Origin of the sequence: Roseomonas fluvialis, assembly GCF_022846615.1 — a bacterium.
In the GTDB taxonomy this organism is placed as follows: domain Bacteria; phylum Pseudomonadota; class Alphaproteobacteria; order Acetobacterales; family Acetobacteraceae; genus Neoroseomonas; species Neoroseomonas fluvialis.
On record NZ_AP025637.1, the window covers coordinates 1,823,932 to 1,837,001 of the forward strand.

Consider the following 13,070-nt stretch of genomic DNA (forward strand, 5'->3'; position numbering starts at 1 on the left):
GGGGCAGGGCAGGGTGCCAGCGATGAACCCGAAAATCCTGCTGGGCCTGGCACTCGGCGTCGGCTCCTCCGTGATCTGGGGCGGTCACGCAGTGGTGGCGCGCCCTGCACTGGCGGGGCAAGGCTTCCATCCGCTCGACCTTGCGGCGTTCCGCTATGCGCCGGCGGCGCTGCTGCTGGCACCGCTGGCCTGGCAGGCGCGCGCGGCGCTGGCGAGCATCGGCTGGCGGCGCATCCTGCTGCTGGCACTGTTCGGCGGCGTGCCGAACCTGATGCTGTTCCTCACTGCCCTGGTCTATGCGCCGGCCGCGCATGGCGGGACCATCGCGCCCATGACCGTGCCGATCGCCGGCGCGCTGCTGGCGATCCCCCTGCTGCGCGAATGGCCGAGCCGCGGGCGCGGCGCCGCGCTCTCGGTCATGGCCGCCGGCGTGTTGATGATCGGCTGGGATGGCGTGGCCGGCGCGCATCCCGGCGCCTGGCGCGGCGACCTGCTGCTGCTGGCCGCGGGGGCCACCTGGGCGGTCTTCACGCTGCTGCTGCGCCGCTGGCAGGTGCCTGCGATTCCAGCGACGGCCGCGGTCACGTTGGTCTCGGCCGCTGTCGTTCTGCCGGTATGGCTGCCCTGGCGCGCCGCCGAGGTAGCGGCGCTGCCCACCACCTCGATCCTGTTGCATCTGGCGACGCAGGGCCTCGTGCTCGGCGCAGTGGCGATGTTCCTGTATGCGCGCGCGGTGGAGTTGCTCGGCGCGACGCGCGCGGCCACCCTGTCGATCATGGTACCCGTGACCGCTCTGCTGCTCGCCGCCCTGCTGCTGCACGAACCGATCTCCCTCCTGCAGGGCATGGGTGCGTCGCTGGCCGTGGGCGGCATGCTCGCGGCCGTGCTGTTCACCGGAAGGAAGCCGGCATGACCGCACCGATGCCGCCGAGCCTTTGGGCGGCGACGGCGCCGCCACCACCCGTGACCGCGCCGCTGGTCGGCGATTCACGCTGCGCGGTCGCCGTCATTGGTGGTGGCTTCACCGGCCTGTCCACCGCGCTGCATCTGGCCGAGGCGGGCGTGCCCGTCACGCTGGTCGAGGCGAACGAGATCGGCTGGGGTGCCTCCGGCCGCAACAATGGCCAGGTCATCCCAACGCTCTCGCGCGTCGATCCGGACGAGATCGTCGCGTCGGTCGCCCCCGAGCATGGCGGCCGCGACAAGGGCGAGGCGTTCGTCGGGCTGATCCGCGATAGCGCGGCCTTCACCTTCGACCTGATCCGCCGCCACGGCATCGCGGCCGAGGCGGTGCAGAACGGCTGGATCCAGCCCGCCCACCGTGAATCCCGCCTGCGCCTGTCGGAAACGCGCGCCGAGGCCTGGGGCCGCCGCGGCGCGCCCACGCGCATGTATTCGCGTGCCGAGATGGCGTCGCTGACCGGCACCGACCACTGGTTCGGCGGCTGGGGCAATGCGACCGGCGGGCGGATCAACCCGCTCGGACTGGCACGCGGCTTGGCGAAGGCGGCGATCGGCGCCGGTGCCATGCTGCACACCGGCAGCCCCGTCACGGCCATTGAACGCACACCCGCCGGCTGGGTGGTGACCACGCCGCGCGGCAGCCTCACCGCTGATCGCGTGGTGATCGCCACCCATGCCTACACCGGTGATTTCTGGCCGGCGCTGAAGCGCACCATCGTGCCCGTGCGGTCATACCAGATGGCCACCTCGGTGCTCTCGGACAACATCCGCAAGACCATCCTGCCGGAAGGCCACGCGCTGTCGGATACGCGCGGCGACCTGTATTTTTACCGCTTCGATGCGAATGGTCGCCTGGTCACCGGCGGCGGCCTGATCGTGCCCTTCGGCTGGGAGGACCGCATCCGCGCCCGCATCACCGATCGCGTGCGCCGCGTGTTTCCGCAGATCGGCGAGGTGCGCTTCGACTACATCTGGCACGGCTACGTCGCCGGCACGGCGGACAAGCTGCCGCATGTCTATGAGCTCGCGCCCGGTGTGCTGACCTGGACCGGCTGCAACGGGCGCGGGGTGGCGCTTGCCACCATCCTCGGGCGTGAACTGGCGAAGGCCAGCAGCGGCACTGCGCTACGCGACATCGCCGCGCCGGTCGAGACACGGATGCGCACCATCCCCGGCCACGCCTTCCGCGCTGCGGGCATCGCCTGGAACGTCGCCAAGCTGCGGCGCGCGGATGCGCGTGACTGACGTCGCCCTCGCCACCTCCATCCCGCCGATGATGCGCCGCCCCGGGCCTGGCGGCATCGAGGCCGGGCCGGCCTGGCGCGCAGCCTGCGCGGCCTCCTGGTGCGCCGCCGGCTGGCGGGTGATGACGGTCAATCCCGAAGCGGAGATCGGCCGCCTCGGCGATTTGCCGCCCGGGCTCGAGACCGTCGCGGCCGAACCCGGCGTGGCCGAGACCTACGGCCGCCCCGGTGCATGGATCAGTGATGCGCTTGGCCGTGCCATCGCCACCGGCGCGCCGGTCGTGGGCCTGGTGAACGCCGATATCCTGTTCGACCTCGACCCAGTGCAGCGCGCCGCGCTGGTCGAACGTGCGGCGCAGGGCATGGTCGCCTGCAACCGGACCGACGTGCTGCATCGCCACCAGGGCGAAGGCATCGCCTATCGCTACGGCTACGACCTGGTGCTGATGCCGCGCGCGCTTGCGCTGCGGCTCGACGTGTCGGGCTTCGCCTTCGGCGTGCCGTGGTGGGACTACTGGATCGTGCTGGACGCGATGCTGCAGGACCTGCCGGTCACCGCTGCCCAATGCGAAGGAATCCGCCACCTGGCGCATGTCCCGGCCTGGGACCGGACCGGCTGGCGCCTCGCGCTGGCGATGCTGATGCGACGCCTCGCGCCGCGCCGTGCCGACCTGTCGCGCCTCGCGCCCGGTCCGGTTGCGGAGGCCATGGCGGACCTGCTGCTGGCCGTCGCACCCGAAGGCGAGGCCGGCTACCCGGTCGACGACCTGATGGTCATTTCCGGTACGCGCTTCGGCATCGAGCTGGTGCGCATGGCCGAACGCAATGCCTGGCGGCTGGAGAAGCCCTGATGGATGCCGGACCCTGGCGGCGGCAGTACGTGCACGACCTGCTCTTCGCGGTCGACGGCACGGGCTGGCACGAACCGGAGATGAAGGAATCGATCGGCTATCGCTGGTCCGGCCCGGGCCGCTTTTCGGTGCTGCGGATGCCCGCACCCGCCGGCGCCGGGCGGGGCGAGGCGCGCGTGCTGGTCCTGCAGGGCGAGGCCCTGCCGGAGGTTGCGGTCTTCCTGAATGGCCAGCGGCTCGCGGTCACGGCGCGGCGGCAGGGCCTGCTCGGCATCCTCGACTTCGCCTGGGACGAAGCGGCCATGGCCGCCGAGGGCCGCGCGGAATTCTGGTTCCATGCCGAGCGCCTGGCGCAATTGCCGGTGCCCGGCGGACGCATGCGCGCGGTGGGATTCCGCCTGTCCACCCTGACACTGACCGGTGCGGCGGGCGGTCCCGCGCCGGCGGCTGAGGCGCTTGCGCTCATTCTGGGCCGGCGCTTCCTGTTCGAGCGCCTGGCGGTCGCGACCGGCCGCGCGCATTTCGCCTTCCGCACCGACGCCGATGCCCGCGTCCTGGATGTGCGGCTCGAGGCAGCACGGCTTGGCCCGACGGCGCAGCCGCAACTGGTGCTTGCGCTACAGGCCGGCGCCGGCGGGGTGGACCTTGCACTTGGCGCTCCGGGGACGGTCCCTGTGGTGGCGCGCGTCGCGGCCACCGGATCCATGCCCCTGCCGGGCGCGCTGTCGCCGCGTGATGGGCTGCTGGTCGCGCGGCTGCTTGCCGCATTGCCCGAAGCCTTCGGTCGCTGGCTGGACGAGGCAATGGCCGGCGCGTCGCCGGATGCGGCGCTGCTGGCGCTCTGGCGTTGCGACCTCGCGCGTGTCGCGCGTGCGGCGGAGGGGGCGCTGGCAGTGGCGCTGGCCGATGGCGTGGATGCCTTCGCCATCGACCCGACCGCGCCCTTCACCTGGCCGGCGGCGGGCTGACGCGTCGCGGCGGCTTCAGCAGGCGATGCCGGCGCTGCGCAGCCGGTCGAGCACATCCGCGGCGCATTCCTCGGCCGTGCGGCCGGCGGTCAGGATGTGCAATTCGGGGTTCTCGGGCGGCTCGTAGGGGCTCGAGATGCCGGTGAAGTTCTGGATCTGCCCCGCCTGCGCCTTGGCATAGAGGCCCTTCGGATCGCGCGCGATGCACGCCTCGATGGACGTGTCCACGAAGACCTCGGTGAATTCGCCGGGCCCGAGCAGGTCGCGAACCATCCGCCGTTCCGCTTGGAAGGGCGAGATGAAGGAACACAGCACGATCATCCCGGCATCGACGAACAGCTTCGCGACCTCACCGACGCGGCGGATGTTCTCGACACGGTCGGCGGCGGTGAACCCGAGGTCGCGGCACAGCCCGTGGCGCACATTGTCACCATCGAGCGAATAGGTCGCGCGCCCGGCCTTGTGCAGCGCCTGCTCGACGATGTTGGCGATGGTGGACTTGCCCGACCCCGACAGTCCGGTGAACCACAGCACCATCGGGCGGTTGCCCACCAGCGCGGCGCGCGCCGCCTTGTCCACCGTGAAGTGCTCGTGGTGGATGTTCGACGCGCGGCGCAGCGGGAAGGCCACCATGCCCGCGCCGGCGGTGCGGTTGGTGAAGCGATCCACCAGTATGAAGGCGCCGGTCGCGCGGTTCTCGGCGTAGGCGTCGAGCGGGATCGGCTGGCCGGCGGAGAAGTTGCAGAAGCCGATCTCGTTCAGCGACAGCCGGCGTGCGGCGTGTTCCTCGAGCGTATTGACGTCCACGCGGTGCCGGATCGAGGTGATCGAGCACGGCGTCCAGATATTGCCGATGCGCATGAGGTAGCCGCGCCCGGGCAGCATCGCCTCCTCATCCATCCACAGCAGGTGCCCGGCGAACTGGTCGGCGACGGGCGGGCGTTCGGCGGGGCGGACCAGGATATCGCCGCGCGCGACATCGACCTCGTCCTCCAGCGTGATGGTCACGGCCTGCCCGGCCTCGGCCGCGTCCAGGTCGCCATCGGCGGTGACGATGCGCACGATGCGCGACGCCTTGCCCGAAGCGGCGACGATCACCTGGTCGCCGGGTGCCACGCGCCCCGACGCGATGGTGCCCGCGAAGCCACGGAAATCGAGGTTCGGCCGGTTGACCCACTGCACCGGGAAGCGGAAGGGCTTCGACCCGAGGTCTTGCGCGACATCGACCTGTTCGAGGTGCTCGATCAGCGTCGGCCCCTTGTACCAGGGCATGTTGCCCGACCGCGCCGTGACGTTGTCCCCGAAGCGCGCGCTGATCGGCACCGGCACGATGGAACGGAAGCCCAGTTCCGAAGCGAAGGTCACATAGTCGCCGACGATGCGGTCGAAAGTGTCCTGGTCGAACTTCACCAGGTCGATCTTGTTCACCGCCACGACGATGTCGCGGATGCCGAGCAGAGAGCAGATGTAGGAATGCCGCCGGGTCTGCGTCAGCACGCCCTTGCGGGCGTCGATCAGGATGACCGCGAGCGACGCACCCGAGGCACCGGTCGCCATGTTACGCGTGTACTGCTCATGGCCAGGCGTATCGGCGACGATGAAGGCGCGCCGCGGCGTCTGGAAGAAGCGGTAGGCGACGTCGATGGTGATGCCCTGCTGGCGCTCGGCCTCCAGGCCATCGACCAACAAGGCGAGGTCCACATCATCGCCCGTCGTGCCGTGCTTGCGGCTGTCGCGCGTGATCGCGGCCAGCGTGTCCTCGAAGATCAGCTGGCTGTCGAACAGCAGGCGCCCGATCAGCGTGGACTTGCCGTCATCGACCGACCCGCAGGTGAGGAAGCGGAGCAGTTCCCGGTTCTCGGGCGCGCGGTGCTGCGTCATCTCAGAAATAGCCCTCGCGCTTCTTCTTCTCCATCGAGGCTTCCTCGTCGGAGTCGATCAGCCGTCCCTGGCGCTCGGAGGTCTTGGCGGCGCGCATCTCGGTAATGATGTCGGGCAGGGTCGCCGCCTCGCTCTCGACCGCGCCCGACAGCGGGTAGCAGCCGAGCGTGCGAAAGCGGACCATGCGCATCTGCGGCGTCTCGCCGGGCTCGAGCGGCAGGCGGTCGTCATCGACCATGATCCAAGTGCCAGCGCGCTTCACCACCGGGCGGGGCTTCGCGAAATACAGCGGCACCACCGGCAAATCCTCGGCCAGCACGTAGTCCCACACGTCGTATTCGGTCCAGTTGGACAGCGGGAAGACGCGGATGCTCTCGCCCTCGCGGATGCGCGTGTTGAAGAGCGACCACAATTCGGGCCGCTGCGCGCGCGGGTCCCAGGAATGGCCCGGTCCGCGAAAAGAGAAGATGCGTTCCTTGGCGCGGGATTTCTCCTCATCGCGCCGCGCGCCGCCGAAGGCCGCGTCGAAGCCGTGCAGATCGAGCGCCTGCTTCAGCGCCTCGGTCTTCATCACCTGCGTGTGCAGCGCGGAGCCCGACGCGATCGGGTTGATCCCGCGCGCGATGCCGTCGGGATTGGTATGGACCAGGAGTTCCATGCCGACCTGCTTCGCCATGGCGTCGCGGAAGCTGATCATCTCCCGGAACTTCCACGTCGTGTCGATGTGCATCAGCGGAAAGGGCGGCTTGCCGGGCGCAAAGGCCTTCAGCGCCAGGTGCAGCATCACACCGGAATCCTTGCCGATGCTGTAGAGCATCACGGGCTTGCGAAAGGACGCGGCGACCTCCCGGATGATCGCGATGGATTCCGCCTCGAGCCGCGCCAGATGCGGCGTCAGCGCGGCCTTGCGTGTGGTGATGGTCACGGACCCCTCGGGCTCCAGATGCGTCGTGGTGCAGCGGCCCATGGCGCGCTGCAGCGATGGCGGGCTCTTCCCATGGCGACACGACCCGCGCAAGTTCTGCGCCAGGACAGGGCCGGAGCCGCGCCGATGATGACCGACACGTCGCTGCGCCACCGCCTGGCGGAACACTTCGCCGCGATCGCGCAGGATGCCGGGTCGCGCATCATGTCCTTCTATGGTGCCGCACGCGTCGCGGCGAAGGATGACGGCAGCCCGCTCACCCAGGCCGACGTCGCGGCGCATGACGCGATCCTGGCCGGCCTCGCAGCCGCCTGCCCAGACCTGCCCGTGGTGTCCGAGGAGGATGCGGTCCGCGCCGACGCCGCGCCGGACGGGCCCTTCATTCTGGTCGATCCCCTCGATGGCACGCGCGAGTTCATATCCGGCAATGGCGAATTCACGGTGAACATCGCGCTGATCGACGACGGCGTGCCGGTCGCCGGCGTGGTGCATGCGCCGGCGCTCGGGCGGCTGTGGCTCGGCGCGCTCGGCGCCGGTGCCACGGCCAGCGGCCCGGATGGCGCGCCGATGCGACCGATCGCGGTGCGCCGGCCGGATCCCTCAGGCCTGGTCGCCGTGGCGAGCCGGTCGCATCGCGATGCGCAGACCGAAGCGTTCCTCGGCGGCCTGCCGGTCGCCGGGCTGCGCTCGGTCGGGTCCTCGCTGAAGTTCTGCCTGGTCGCGGAAGGCGAGGCGGATGTCTATCCCCGTTTCGGCCCGACCATGGAGTGGGATACGGCCGCCGGCCAGGCGGTTCTGGAAGCCGCCGGCGGGCGCGTGGTCTGCCCGGATGGCGCGGCCTTCCGCTATGGCAAGGCTGGCGCGGCCTGGCGCAACGGCGGCTTCGTCGCCTGGGGCGGCCAGCGCTGAACCGCGGTCAGGCGCGCGGCACAACGGCCGCCCAGCTGGTGGTCACATGCGCGGCGATATCGCCCGAACCCTCGGAGCGGATCAGCACCTCGCCCACGATGATCCGCCCCCGCTTGAGCACGCGCGACTCCGCGATCACCGGGCCAGGCGGCAGGCGACGCAGGAAGTGGATGGTCAGGCTCGTCGTAAGGCTCTCGTCCCGCCCGTCGGTGACGCCGAGCAACGCCGCCCACATCGCCACATCCGCGAGACCCATCAGCGCGGGGCCCGAGACCGTCCCACCGGGGCGCAGCAGCGCTTCCTGCCAGGGCAGCCGACAGGTCGCGCTGCCGCCCGCGGCCGCCAGCACTTCGATGCTCCAGGCGGCGGCCAGCGGCACGCCACGATGCACGATGGCTTGTATGGCCGCGGGTTCGGGGGTGTCGTCGGTCATCAGGCGGGGTCCCGTTCGGTCGTGCCGCAGCCTGCCCCATGCCGGACCGTGGCGCCACGCGGCCCAGGTTGCCGCCGCCGCGGCGATGCGCGAACAAGGGCGCTGCATCGAAAGGGCAGGGACATGACGCAACTCGCCGGCCAGGTCGCGATCGTCACCGGCGGCAGCCGAGGTATCGGCGGCGCCATCGTGCGTGCCTTCGCCGAAGCCGGCGCCGATGTCGCCTTCTGCCACCTGGATGACGCCGAAGGCGCGTCCGAGACCTCCGCGGCGGTCACGGCCCTGGGGCGTCGCTGCCATGCGGAATCCTTCGACGTCGCCGATGGCGACCGGCTGCGCGGCTTCATCGCCGCGGCGGAAGCGTCCCTCGGCCCCATCGACATCCTGGTGGCGAATGCCGGGATGAACCTGCGCGGGCCCCTCGAGACCCTGCCGGAGGCGACCTTCCGCCGCATCCTCGATGTGCACTTCATGCACACGGTCATTGCCGCGCAGGCGGTCTATCCGGGCATGGCGGCGCGGGGGCGTGGGCGGATCATCACGCTGTCGTCGCAGCTGGCCTTCAAGGGCGCGGCGAACCTTACGCCCTATACCGCGGCCAAGGGCGCGATCCTGTCCTTCACCCGGTCCTTCGCGCTGGAAGCAGCCCCGCGTGGCGTGCGCGTGAATTCGATTGCACCCGGGCCGGTCGATACCGCGCTGACGCAATCGCGCGGGCCGGAATGGCGCGCGGCGATCGAAGCGGCACTGCCCGCCGGGCGGCTCGGCCGGCCGGAGGAGATCGCCGCCACCGCCCTGCTGCTGGCCGGCCCTGGCGGCGACTTCTACGTGGGTGCGTGCCTGTCGCCCAATGGCGGGGACGTGATGCATTGACCACCGCGACCATCCGCCGGATGCGGCCCCAGGATCTCGCCCTGGCGCTCGACTGGGCGGCGGCGGAGGGCTGGAACCCTGGCCTGTCTGACGCCGCCTGCTTCCTCGCCGCCGACCCGGACGGCTTCCTGCTGGCCGAACTGGCGGGCGAGCCGGTGGGCTGCGTCTCCGCCGTGCGATACGGCGACGCGTTCGGTTTTCTCGGCTTCTACATCGTGCGGCCGGAGCATCGTGGGCGCGGGCATGGCTTGGCGCTGTGGCGCGCGGCGATGGCGCGCCTGCAGCCGGGCACCGTCGGGCTCGACGGCGTGGTGGCGCAGCAGGATAACTACCGGCGCTCGGGCTTCGCGCTGCTGCATCGGAACATCCGCTACGGGGCCGCGCGGCCGCACGCGCCGCACGTTCAGGACGCCCCCGCGATCAGCCCCGCCGCCGATCTGCCCTTTGCCGCGGTCGCCGCCTTCGACCGACACTTCTTCCCCACCGCGCGCGATGGCTTCCTGGGTGCTTGGCTTTCCGCGCCGGGCCATGTCGCGCGCGTGGCGACGGGGCCAGGCGGCGTCCTTGGGCTGGGCGTGCTGCGCCCCTGCCGCGAGGGTTCGAAGATCGGCCCGCTTTTCGCCCAGGACGGCGCCACCGGGCGCGCCATCTTCGCCGCCCTGCTGCGGGCGGCCCCGCCCGGGCCGATATTCCTCGACCTGCCCGAACCTAATGCCGATGCCGTGGCCATGGCCGTCGCCGCGGGCATGACCCCGGCGTTCGAGACCGCGCGCATGTATGCCGGCGTGGCACCTGCGCTGCCGATCGATCGCATCTACGGCATCACCAGTTTCGAACTCGGCTGACGCTGCGGTTGACCGTGCCGACCCGCAGGGTCTAGCGCTCTCCACTCGGCGACAGCACGGAGCATACCCATGACCCAGCGCCACGACCGGCTTGCCGGTCCCCGGGCCAGTTCGGCCCTGTTGCCGGCGGCGGCCTTGCTCGCGGCGCTCGGCACGGCGGGTGCGCTCGGCACGGCGTCTGCGGCACCCCAGCGCGCGCCTGTCGCGACTGCTGTGCCGGGCCTGGCTCCCGCGATCGAACTCGTACAGGCGCGACCCATCACCGGTGGCGTGTCCGTCGCGCTCGACCTCGCCGAGGCTGCGGCCGGACCGGCCCTGACCGTGGGTGCGCCGGTGAAGCTCGACCTCGGCCGTGGCCAGGTGGCCTATTTCCGCCTGCCCGAAGGGGCCGGCGACGTCGAGGCGCTGACGCGCAACCTCGCCCAGGGGACCGACACCGTCATGGCGCTGGTCGACCGCCAGGGGCGCATCCTGGGCGAGGATGACGACGGCGGCGAGGAAGGCTTCGCCTCGCGCATCGAGATCGGCGCCGACCAGGCCGGCCCGCTGTTCCTGCGCGTGGGCGTGCTGGAACAGGCCGGCGGCCAGTTCGAAGTGCTCCTGCGCCAGGCCCCGCCGGCCGAGCCATCCGGCGCGCCGCGAACGCTCACCGAGGCCGCCGGGCAGGTTCCGATGACCATCGGACAGGCGGTCACGATCCGCCTGCGCGGCCGCGCCGAGGCCTGGTTCCGCCTGCCGCCGGGCGGGCAGGATTTGGTGGTCATCACCCGCAACCTCTCGGCCGGTACCGACACGGCCCTTGCGCTGCTGGATGCCAATGGCCGCGAGATCACCGAGGATGACGACGGCGGCGAGGAACAACTCGCCTCGCGCATCGAAGTGCCCTCGGGACAGCGCCGGCCGCTGTATGTGCGCGCACGCCTGTTGGGCGGCACGGGCAGCTTCGACCTGGTGGTGCTGCCCGACACATCGCCCCCCGTGCCCGCCTTCCCGGCGAGCATCCGCGAGGCGAATGCCGCCCCCGCCCTTGCTGTCGGCCAGTCGGTGCCGCTCACGCTGCGTCGCGGCCAGACCGCCTTCTTCCGCCTGCCGGATGGCGATATCGCGGTCGTCACGCGCAATCTCCAGCGCCGCGCCGATACCGTGCTCGCGCTGCTCGACGCTGACGGCAACGTTCTGTCGGAGGATGATGACGGCGGCGGCGGCCTTGCCTCGCGCATCGAGGTCGCTGGCGGCGACCCGCGGCCGCTCTTCGTGCGCGCCGGGCTGCTTGGCGATGGCGGCGGGTCCTTCGACCTGGCCGTCGAGGCCGACAACCAGGGTCCGCCGGATTTCCCGACCTCGATCAGCGCGGCCGCGGCGGCGCGGCCAATCGAACCCGGCGCCGGCGTGGCGATCCGCCTGCGCCGCGGGCAATCCGCCTTCTTCCGCCTGCCGCCCGGCGCGTTGGTGGTGCGCACCGAGGGGCTGCGCGACGGGACCGACACCATCCTCGAGATCCTCGACGAGTCCGGGCGCGTGCTCGCCGAGGATGATGACGGCGGCGGCGGCCTTGCCTCGCGCCTGGTCGTGGACGCCGCGCGCAAGGGTGAGGCCTTCGTTCGCGCGGGCGTGCTGGGCGGCGGTCCCGGCGCCTTCGACCTGGTGGTCGAGCCGGCGCGGCGGCGCTAGCGCGCTATGCGCCGCCCTGCGCGGTGCTCCGCAGCCGCGTTGTGTCGAAGCCCTCGCGCCGCGCGATCGCGACCGCCGCGTCGAAATCGGCCTGCGCGATCTCCGGCGTGCGCGACAGGATCCAGAGGTAGTCGCGCCCCGGGGCGCCGACCACCGCCCAGCGATAGTCCGGGTCGAGCCCGATCACCCAGTAATCCCCGAAGAATGGCCAGAAGAAGCTGACGCGCAGCCGGTCATTGCCCGGCGAGGCGCTGCGCGCGACCCCTTCGGCCACGCGCTCCGCCCCGCCCGCCAGCGCGTTGCGGCAGCGGTTGACGACCGTGACCTCGCCATCCGGCCGCGGCGTGTAGGTGGCGCTCACATCCTCGCAGCGCACCCGCGCGCTGTCCTGGAAGGAGGTCGGGAAGCGCGCTGCCTCGAACCAGGTCCCGGCATAGCGCGCGAGATCCACCTGCCCGACGGTGCGCGGTGCGTCGGGACCTGGTTCGCCACCGCAGGCGGCCAGCAGAAGCGTGAGGGCGATCAGGGCGCGGCGCATGTCATTCTCCGGGGATCGTGCCGGGCGGCAGCGTCAGTACATGGTCCAGCACGCCGCCCGCCGTGGTGAACCACACAACGTCGCGCCGCGCCGAAAGATGCGTCAGCGCGCGGCGCAGGTGCCGCATCCGGTAGGGCTGACCGACCAGGTAGGGATGCAGCGCGATGCCCATCACCTGCGCCAGGCCGTCGCGCGTCTGGTGCAGCCGTTCCTCGAAGTCGTCCACGACCATGTCGGCGAACTGCTCCGCGCCATCCTTGCGGCCGACGATGGAGGGGATGTCATTGACCTCCTGCGGGTAGGGGATGGCAAGCAGCCGCCCGCCGCGCGTGCGCATCCAGATCGGCGCGTCGTCGGCGCACCAGTTCAGCGTATAGGCGTAGCCGGCCTCGGCCAGCAGGTCGGGCGTGGTGTGGCTCTCGGCGATCCAGGGGGACAGCCAGCCGCGCGGAGCGCGACCCTCGTGGTGTGCGATGGCGGCGGTGCTCGCGGCGATCAGCCCGCGTTCCTCGGCCTCGGACAGGACGGATTGGCGTTCGGAATTGGTGCGGCCATGGCCGGCAATCTCGTCCCCGCGAGCGCGATGCGCCGCGACCAGCGCCGGCGCATAGTCGTACATGGCGCTGTTCAGCAGTACGGTCGCAGGCAGATCGAGCTCGTCCAGCAGCCCCAGCAGCCGCCATGCGCCCACCCGATTCCCGTAGTCACGCCAGGCGAAGTTCAGCACGTCCGGCTGCGGCCCGCCGGGTGCAAGTTCCGCCCCCAGCCCCTCGCCAAAGGCGAAGTGCTCCAGGTTCAAACCCAAGTAGACCGCCAGCCGCGCCTCACCCGGCCAGGCATAGGCCCGGCGCGTCGGCCAGTCGTGGTAGTCGTAGCGCCCGTGGGTCGGCAGCATGTCAGCCCTCCTGCTGGACCCGTGATGGGGCCGGTCCAGCGGGCCGACAAGGCACCCCCCGTGGCGGTGCGGCG

General features: G+C 71.5%; 13 protein-coding genes. 8 read left to right on the top strand and 5 right to left on the bottom strand.

The genetic code is table 11. The features are described from left to right. The first annotated feature begins 22 nt into the window (after positions 1–22). The 4 genes from MWM08_RS08910 to MWM08_RS08925 are packed head-to-tail and all read left to right on the top strand — an operon-like array spanning position 23 to position 4,026. Positions 23–913, top strand: a complete 891-nt coding sequence (locus MWM08_RS08910) for a DMT family transporter (RefSeq protein WP_244459091.1) — start codon at positions 23–25, stop codon at positions 911–913. Then, a complete protein-coding gene (locus MWM08_RS08915) occupies positions 910–2,208 on the top strand; it encodes an NAD(P)/FAD-dependent oxidoreductase (RefSeq protein WP_244459092.1) in 1,299 nt (432 codons plus the stop codon). The genes MWM08_RS08910 and MWM08_RS08915 overlap by 4 nt, the downstream gene beginning before the upstream one ends. Then, entirely contained in the window at positions 2,201–3,058 is an 858-nt protein-coding gene (locus MWM08_RS08920) for a hypothetical protein (RefSeq protein WP_244459093.1), read from the top strand. Before MWM08_RS08915 ends, MWM08_RS08920 begins: the two co-directional genes overlap by 8 nt. Beyond that, positions 3,058–4,026, top strand: coding sequence for a hypothetical protein (locus MWM08_RS08925; protein WP_244459094.1), 969 nt, complete (start codon positions 3,058–3,060; stop codon positions 4,024–4,026). Before MWM08_RS08920 ends, MWM08_RS08925 begins: the two co-directional genes overlap by 1 nt. Positions 4,027–4,041: 15 nt before the next feature. On the opposite strand, the gene cysN is transcribed toward MWM08_RS08925, so the two are convergent. Together cysN and cysD are read right to left on the bottom strand one after the other, a co-directional pair. Then, positions 4,042–5,907: a sulfate adenylyltransferase subunit CysN gene (cysN, locus tag MWM08_RS08930; protein WP_244459095.1), complete on the bottom strand. Its 1,866-nt coding sequence runs from the start codon at positions 5,905–5,907 to the stop codon at positions 4,042–4,044. Between the two features lies 1 nt (position 5,908). Further along, a complete protein-coding gene (cysD, locus tag MWM08_RS08935) occupies positions 5,909–6,874 on the bottom strand; it encodes a sulfate adenylyltransferase subunit CysD (protein ID WP_244459096.1) in 966 nt (321 codons plus the stop codon). 84 nt (positions 6,875–6,958) lie between these two features. Between cysD and cysQ the strand changes: the two genes are divergently transcribed. Then, positions 6,959–7,741, top strand: coding sequence for a 3'(2'),5'-bisphosphate nucleotidase CysQ (cysQ, locus tag MWM08_RS08940; protein ID WP_341482863.1), 783 nt, complete (start codon positions 6,959–6,961; stop codon positions 7,739–7,741). Between the two features lie 7 nt (positions 7,742–7,748). Here the strand turns inward: cysQ and MWM08_RS08945 are convergent, their stop codons facing one another. After that, on the bottom strand, positions 7,749–8,174 hold the full coding sequence (locus MWM08_RS08945) for a PaaI family thioesterase (protein ID WP_244459097.1): 426 nt from the start codon (positions 8,172–8,174) through the stop codon (positions 7,749–7,751). Positions 8,175–8,297: 123 nt separating this feature from the next. On the opposite strand from MWM08_RS08945, the gene MWM08_RS08950 reads away from it, so the two are divergent. From MWM08_RS08950 to MWM08_RS08960, 3 genes are all read left to right on the top strand, one after another. Then, positions 8,298–9,047, top strand: coding sequence for an SDR family NAD(P)-dependent oxidoreductase (locus MWM08_RS08950; protein ID WP_244459098.1), 750 nt, complete (start codon positions 8,298–8,300; stop codon positions 9,045–9,047). After that, entirely contained in the window at positions 9,044–9,892 is an 849-nt protein-coding gene (locus MWM08_RS08955) for a GNAT family N-acetyltransferase (RefSeq protein ID WP_244459099.1), read from the top strand. The genes MWM08_RS08950 and MWM08_RS08955 overlap by 4 nt, the downstream gene beginning before the upstream one ends. 69 nt (positions 9,893–9,961) lie before the next feature. Beyond that, on the top strand, positions 9,962–11,563 hold the full coding sequence (locus MWM08_RS08960; RefSeq protein ID WP_244459100.1) for a hypothetical protein: 1,602 nt from the start codon (positions 9,962–9,964) through the stop codon (positions 11,561–11,563). 4 nt (positions 11,564–11,567) lie between these two features. Here the strand turns inward: MWM08_RS08960 and MWM08_RS08965 are convergent, their stop codons facing one another. Further along, positions 11,568–12,101 (bottom strand): lipocalin family protein, encoded by a 534-nt coding sequence (locus MWM08_RS08965; protein WP_244459101.1) that lies wholly within the window; start codon positions 12,099–12,101, stop codon positions 11,568–11,570. A 1-nt stretch (position 12,102) separates the two neighbouring features. Further along, complete coding sequence (locus MWM08_RS08970) at positions 12,103–12,996, bottom strand: polysaccharide deacetylase family protein (RefSeq protein ID WP_244459102.1); 894 nt, start codon at positions 12,994–12,996, stop codon at positions 12,103–12,105. Between the last annotated feature and the right edge of the window lie 74 nt (positions 12,997–13,070).

What these genes read in the sequence shown, in the direction of transcription:
- MWM08_RS08910 (WP_244459091.1), top strand. Translation starts at nt 23, where the DNA reads ATGAACCCGAAAATCCTGCTGGGCCTGGCACTCGGCGTCGGCTCCTCC.
- MWM08_RS08915 (WP_244459092.1), top strand. Translation starts at nt 910, where the DNA reads ATGACCGCACCGATGCCGCCGAGCCTTTGGGCGGCGACGGCGCCGCCA.
- MWM08_RS08925 (WP_244459094.1), top strand. Translation starts at nt 3,058, where the DNA reads ATGGATGCCGGACCCTGGCGGCGGCAGTACGTGCACGACCTGCTCTTC.
- cysN (WP_244459095.1), bottom strand. Translation starts at nt 5,907, where the DNA reads ATGACGCAGCACCGCGCGCCCGAGAACCGGGAACTGCTCCGCTTCCTC.
- cysD (WP_244459096.1), bottom strand. Translation starts at nt 6,874, where the DNA reads ATGGGCCGCTGCACCACGACGCATCTGGAGCCCGAGGGGTCCGTGACC.
- cysQ (WP_341482863.1), top strand. Translation starts at nt 6,959, where the DNA reads ATGATGACCGACACGTCGCTGCGCCACCGCCTGGCGGAACACTTCGCC.
- MWM08_RS08945 (WP_244459097.1), bottom strand. Translation starts at nt 8,174, where the DNA reads ATGACCGACGACACCCCCGAACCCGCGGCCATACAAGCCATCGTGCAT.
- MWM08_RS08950 (WP_244459098.1), top strand. Translation starts at nt 8,298, where the DNA reads ATGACGCAACTCGCCGGCCAGGTCGCGATCGTCACCGGCGGCAGCCGA.
- MWM08_RS08960 (WP_244459100.1), top strand. Translation starts at nt 9,962, where the DNA reads ATGACCCAGCGCCACGACCGGCTTGCCGGTCCCCGGGCCAGTTCGGCC.
- MWM08_RS08965 (WP_244459101.1), bottom strand. Translation starts at nt 12,101, where the DNA reads ATGCGCCGCGCCCTGATCGCCCTCACGCTTCTGCTGGCCGCCTGCGGT.
- MWM08_RS08970 (WP_244459102.1), bottom strand. Translation starts at nt 12,996, where the DNA reads ATGCTGCCGACCCACGGGCGCTACGACTACCACGACTGGCCGACGCGC.